The organism is Moorena sp. SIO3B2, assembly GCF_010692525.1.
GTDB lineage: Bacteria > Cyanobacteriota > Cyanobacteriia > Cyanobacteriales > Coleofasciculaceae > Moorena > Moorena producens.
The window spans coordinates 1-5,426 of record NZ_JAAHHE010000390.1; the positions used below are offsets into that span (position 1 = coordinate 1).

A 5,426-nucleotide genomic window follows, 5' to 3' on the forward strand; every position below is an offset into this window, starting at 1 on the left:
TTAGAAGTTAAAATGGTGAAGTTAGAAGTTAAAATGGTGAAGTTAGAAGTTAAAATGGTGAAGTTAGAAGTTAGAATTCACCATTCACCATTCACCATTCACCATTCACCATTCTGCCTTGTGCCTTCTGCCTTGTGCCTTCTGCCTTCTGCCTTCTGCCTTGTGCCTTGTGCCTTGTGCCTTCTGCCTTCTGCCTTCTGCCTTGTGCCTTGTGCCTTCTGCCTTCTGCCTTCACCATTCTAACTTCTAAATTCTGCCTTCACCATTCACCATTCTGCCTTCACCATTCTAAATTCTAAATTCTAAATTCTACATTCTACATTCTAAATTCTCACAACCAACTAATGACAAATGCCACTACCACTACCTAACCTAGATGACCGTAATTATGCTGACCTCTTAGAAGAGGCTATTTCTCTAATACCGAAAGAGTATCCTGATTGGACTGACCACAATCCTACTGACCCTGGCATCATCCTGATCGAGATGTTGGCTTGGTTGACGGAGATGGTGATTTACCGGACTAATCAGATTCCAGATGAAAACACACAAATGTTTCTCAAGCTGCTTAATGGTTCCCAGTGGCAGCTGGAAGGGGATTTGGAGACAGCAGTGCAGCAAACCATTGTGGATTTGCGGCAACGCTACCGGGCAGTCAGTAGTGAGGACTTTGAACAACTGGTACTACAAGACTGGCAGGAAACACCAACCGCTAAGGCTCTTGGTCCTTTTGGGGTAGTCGCTAGGGCTAAATGCATTTCTCAGCAGAATCTGGCTTTGAGTCAAGCAACTGCCAGAGAAGAACCAGCCCCAGGAAACATTAGCTTGCTGGTGGTTCCTCAAACTTTAGCTGATAACTACAGTTTGCTCTCCTTTGATGGCCAGGATGATTATCTGGAAATCCCTCACTCAGACCAACTCAATTTTGCGAACGATCACGATTTTGCCATTGAACTTTGGGTCAGACCTGAAAAAGTACAAGCTAGAACCCAAGAAACCCATAATAGTATCCTAGAAAAAGGTAGTGGTTCTGGGGGTTTTCCTTATGGGATTAGATATGAAAATCGCTCTGGTAAATTACAGGTAACTAGAAGTGATGGTACTAACTTTGCTACCATTAGTTCTACCAAAGCGATTAATGATGACAACTTTCATCACGTTGCTTTTGTAAAAGATAGTTCAACACTGTACTTATATCTTGATGGAGAATTAGAAGGCTTTACTGAAGATATCACTTCAGATAATACAATTAATAATTCATCCCTTTATCTTGGCTGTCGAGGTAACCAAAGCAATTATTTCCAAGGCATAATTACTCAATTGCGGATTTGGGAGGGAGTCCGCTTGCAGGCAGACATTAAACAGGAGATGAATGACTTTCTTAAAGGTACAGAAAAGGGATTAGTTGGTTGCTGGGATTTGGGTGAAGGCTCTGGTAGCATTGCTAAGGATAAGACTGCTAACCAAAATCATGGAACTATCCAAGGAGCCAGTTGGTATCAACCCAATATCACTGCTTCACTGTTGCAAGGCTTATGGTCTTTCTTGGATGAACGGCGGTTGCTGACTGTACGCCATCACGTAGTTACCCCAGACTACCTACCCTTGCGAGTTTGGGCGCGACTCTATCTAGTGGCGGGGGGCAATGCCCAGCAGGTTCAAGACCAGGCAAACCAGGAAGCACAAGCTTTCTTCCACCCAGTTAATTCCCAGTCTTATTGGGATGGTCAGGGTTGGCCTTTTGGTAGGAGTATTTACGTTTCGGAGCTATATCAATTACTGGATCGCATCCCTGGAGTGGACTATGTCGAGGATGTCATGGTTCATACTCATGAGCTAACCACTACTGTTTTAACTCAGGCAAGCTCAAGATCCCAGACTCAGATTACGGTTCAAGACACCACCGGTTTTAACCTAGGGGATACTATTCAACTAGACCCCAGCAGTAGTGATCAGGAATACTATACTATTAGTAGTATTGAGGAAGGACTAAAACAATTGACCTTGTCTTCAGGTTTAAATAAAGCTTATGGACTAGGTACCATGGTTTTCCGTCCCCTTAGTTTTGAGATTACCGAAGTTATCTCCAACCTTGAGTTCAAGGTGAATCAAGTAACGGGATTGGCAGCGGGGGATACGGTTGGGATCATTCCTACTAATAGCAATCCAGAAAATCGAGAAATTGACACTGTTGATTTTTCCAGCAATAAAATTACCCTCAAACAAGCTCTCAGCCAAGCTCCAACCACAGGTACAAAGGTGGTTCAGTTAGGAACCTGGCGGGAGGAACGCAGTAAACCGAAAGACACCTACCAGTTTATCGAAAAAGAGCTGATCAGAGTTAAACTTAAAAACTATGAGTTAGTAGACTTTAACGTACAGTTGAATTTAGTAATCATGGAATACATAGGGGAGCAATGGCAATTAACTAGTTAGTAAGGGAGTAGGGAATCGGGAATCGGGAATCGGGAATCGGGAATCGGGAGTAGGGAGTAGGGAACAGTGAGTGGAATCGTAGTAGGGTGGGCATTGCTCTCGGAAGCTCTTTGATCAGTTCCCGGATCAATTAAATGGGCAATGCCCACCGATGCCCTCAAGGAACTCCCAGGATGGAATAGGGAATCGGGAACAGGCAAGTGATCTCCCCATCTCCCCATCTCCCCATCTCCCCATCTCCCCACTATTCCCTATTCCCTATTCCCTATTCCCTATTCCCTTTTTCAACAATTCGTGTGTTTAAAACCTAGATACAAACGCGCTTATGTCCAACAACCCAAGTAGCTATCTAAACTATCTACCAGCTAACTTTCAGGAAGACCCTTTTGTTGGTCGGTTCCTGCTAGCGTTGGAGCGGGTAATGAGTGGCTTTTTACCCAGGGATACTGATGATCCGAATCCTGAGCAGTTGGCTCTAGAAGAGTACATTGACCGTATCCCTACTTACTTCAATCCCTATAATCATCCTGATTTACCAGTAGAGTCAGAGATAGCACCAACTGAGTTTATACCTTGGCTGGCCAGTTGGGTGGCTTTAAGTTTGCGAGATGATTGGAGTGAGGAGACTAAACGCCGATTTATCAGCAATATTGTGCCTCTCTATCGCCAACGGGGGACTAAGGCGGGAGTGAAGCAAATGCTAGAACTTTACACTCAAGAAGACGTCAAAATCTACGAATTTGAACAACCCCCTCACTACTTCCAGGTGACAATCACCTTGAATGAGCGAGACCCTAAACTGCTGCAACGTCAGGAAGAGATTGCTAAGGCAATTGTGAATCAGGAGAAACCAGCTCACACGTTTTATGCTTTGCGGGTGTTAATACCCGGTATGCAAATTATTAATCAGCCCACTGAAAGTAAACCAGGCATCATCGTTGGGGAGACTACACTATTGGGCACCACAACGATATCGTAACTAAGGGAGAATTAAAATGGCAGATTATATTCAGTATCCTTACATTGACAAGCGAGTACGCTACTTCGACGGTGAGTTTTTAAAAGACCAGGATTTTATTGATGAACAAAAATATCATATTGACCGACAGCGCCGCCTAGACCAATTCCTCCGGGTTTCGGGCATTTGTGATGGTTTGACTCTTGAGACTGACACTAATCAGGTGATTGTCAAACCTGGTACGGCTCTTGACAGTGAAGGCCGACAGATTATTCTGAGTACAAACTCTCCGCCAATTGATCTCAGTGCCCACAAAAATCAGGAAGTTTACTTAGTTATTTCCTATCAAGAAGAACAATCGGATCAAACAACTGATGGAGGTTTGGGTAGCAGTGGTGCCAGGCGCTGGCACGAAAAACCCAATATCCAAGTTGCTACCCTGGGAAATGTGCCTGAGGACTCGATTGTTCTGGCAAAGCTGGCAATTGCTGGAAACGGTAATGTGACTCCTGATCTCAGTGTACGCCAGTATTCTGGAGTGCGTTTGCCTAGTGGTAATTTGGATAGTGGTGCAATCACTGGACCGACCCTGCGTTCTGGTGGTAATAGTGCCAGTAGTTTGGTTGTTATTGAGGGAGATTTGAGTGTTACAGGTGATACCACAGTAAATGGAAGTTTAAGCTTCAGCAGTAACACCTCTGGTGAGCGTACTCTGCTGATGGAAGCTCCCAACAGCAACAATCATCGCGGTGACGGTACTCAAGGGGCAACCGGCTTAGTCTATCGAGTCCAATCCAATCCCAATAACGGTGACCCGATCTTCCAAGTGAGAAGCGAAGGGGAATCAGTTCGTTTCTTTGTAGAGCATGGTGGATGGACTGGGAGTGCAGACAATTCTGCATGGTTTGGAGGTACTGAAGATAACTACTTCGCAGGCAAGGTTGGTATCGGCACAACAGATCCAGGTTCATCAAAGTTAAAAGTACAAGGGAATTTAACTGTCACTGGCACCTTTAGTGCTAGCAGCAACACCTCTGGTGAGCGTACTCTGCTGATGGAAGCTCCCAACAGCAATAATCATCGCGGTGACGGTACTCAAGGGGCAACCGGCTTAGTCTATCGAGTCCAATCCAATCCCAATGCTGGTGAGCCTATCTTCCAAGTCAGAAGCGAAGGGGAATCAGTTCGTTTCTTTGTAGAGCATGGTGGATGGACTGGGAGTGCAGACAATTCTGCATGGTTTGGAGGTACTGAAGATAACTACTTCGCAGGCAAGGTTGGTATCGGCACAACAGATCCAGGTTCATCGAAATTAAAAGTACAAGGGAAGTTGACGGTTAGCGCAGGCGAGATTCAACTCGATGGTGCTCAACAAATTGTCTTTACAAATAGTGACACTACCAACAACCTAAAATTGCAACTTTGGGATGGATACGGACTGGGTATCAATAGTCAGACTTTATTTTATGCTGCCAATGGCAACCACTCCTGGAGAGATACTAATGGCACTAATGAGAGAATGGTGTTAACCACAGCAGCCAATGGTGGTTTGACTGTCAAAGGTACAGGCAACTCTTCCTTTGCAGGTAGCCTTGGTATCGGGATAACTGGACCGAGCAAGAAGCTTCATGTGGAAAGCGGTGAATTGAGAGTTAGAGCCAGCCATAACAACGCAGATGCTGATATCGGGGCATTCTACGCCCAAAATCTCACCCAAGGGATTGGAATTGGCTACAATCGGATCGAAGCGATTGGAAGTAATACTGATCAGGATATTAACCTTATACCAAAAGGTAATGGAGAACTAATTGTAGATGGAATTGTTAGGGCAAAGGATGCCTTCAGACCTTCAACAAATGATTGGGAAATAGCCAGAAATGGTGAGAATCTAGAAATCAGGGAACCGGAGGAAAGTAATAAAGTTTGGGCAAGATTTACAGATGATGAGAGCTTTCATTTGATTGGCACACCTAATCTGTTGGTAGATGGTGAGATTCGTGCAGGTAATTCAGATATTTACTTTACAAAAACA

3 protein-coding genes and 2 pseudogenes are annotated in these 5,426 nt (G+C 44.6%); 4 read left to right on the forward strand and 1 reads right to left on the reverse strand.

What is annotated here, in order from left to right:
- Positions 1–243: pseudogene (locus tag F6K38_RS34360) on the forward strand (hypothetical protein); the annotation flags it as partial.
- Positions 244–351: 108 nt separating this feature from the next.
- Entirely contained in the window at positions 352–2,436 is a 2,085-nt protein-coding gene (locus F6K38_RS34365; protein WP_287359589.1) for a LamG-like jellyroll fold domain-containing protein, read from the forward strand.
- Here F6K38_RS34365 and F6K38_RS34370 read toward each other — a convergent pair.
- Entirely contained in the window at positions 2,433–2,657 is a 225-nt protein-coding gene (locus F6K38_RS34370) for a hypothetical protein (protein WP_287359591.1), read from the reverse strand. The two genes, F6K38_RS34365 and F6K38_RS34370, sit on opposite strands and share 4 nt — an antisense overlap.
- A gap of 104 nt (positions 2,658–2,761) precedes the next feature.
- Between F6K38_RS34370 and F6K38_RS34375 the strand changes: the two genes are divergently transcribed.
- Both F6K38_RS34375 and F6K38_RS34380 read left to right on the forward strand, forming a co-directional pair.
- Complete coding sequence (locus F6K38_RS34375; protein ID WP_287359593.1) at positions 2,762–3,415, forward strand: phage tail protein I; 654 nt, start codon at positions 2,762–2,764, stop codon at positions 3,413–3,415.
- A gap of 16 nt (positions 3,416–3,431) precedes the next feature.
- Positions 3,432–5,426 (forward strand): annotated as a pseudogene (locus F6K38_RS34380) (hypothetical protein); the annotation flags it as partial.

Excerpts from the sequence above, each read along its gene's own strand:
- F6K38_RS34365 (WP_287359589.1), top strand. The coding sequence starts at position 352 with ATGCCACTACCACTACCTAACCTAGATGACCGTAATTATGCTGACCTC.
- F6K38_RS34375 (WP_287359593.1), top strand. The coding sequence starts at position 2,762 with ATGTCCAACAACCCAAGTAGCTATCTAAACTATCTACCAGCTAACTTT.
- F6K38_RS34370 (WP_287359591.1), bottom strand. The coding sequence starts at position 2,657 with ATGGGGAGATGGGGAGATCACTTGCCTGTTCCCGATTCCCTATTCCAT.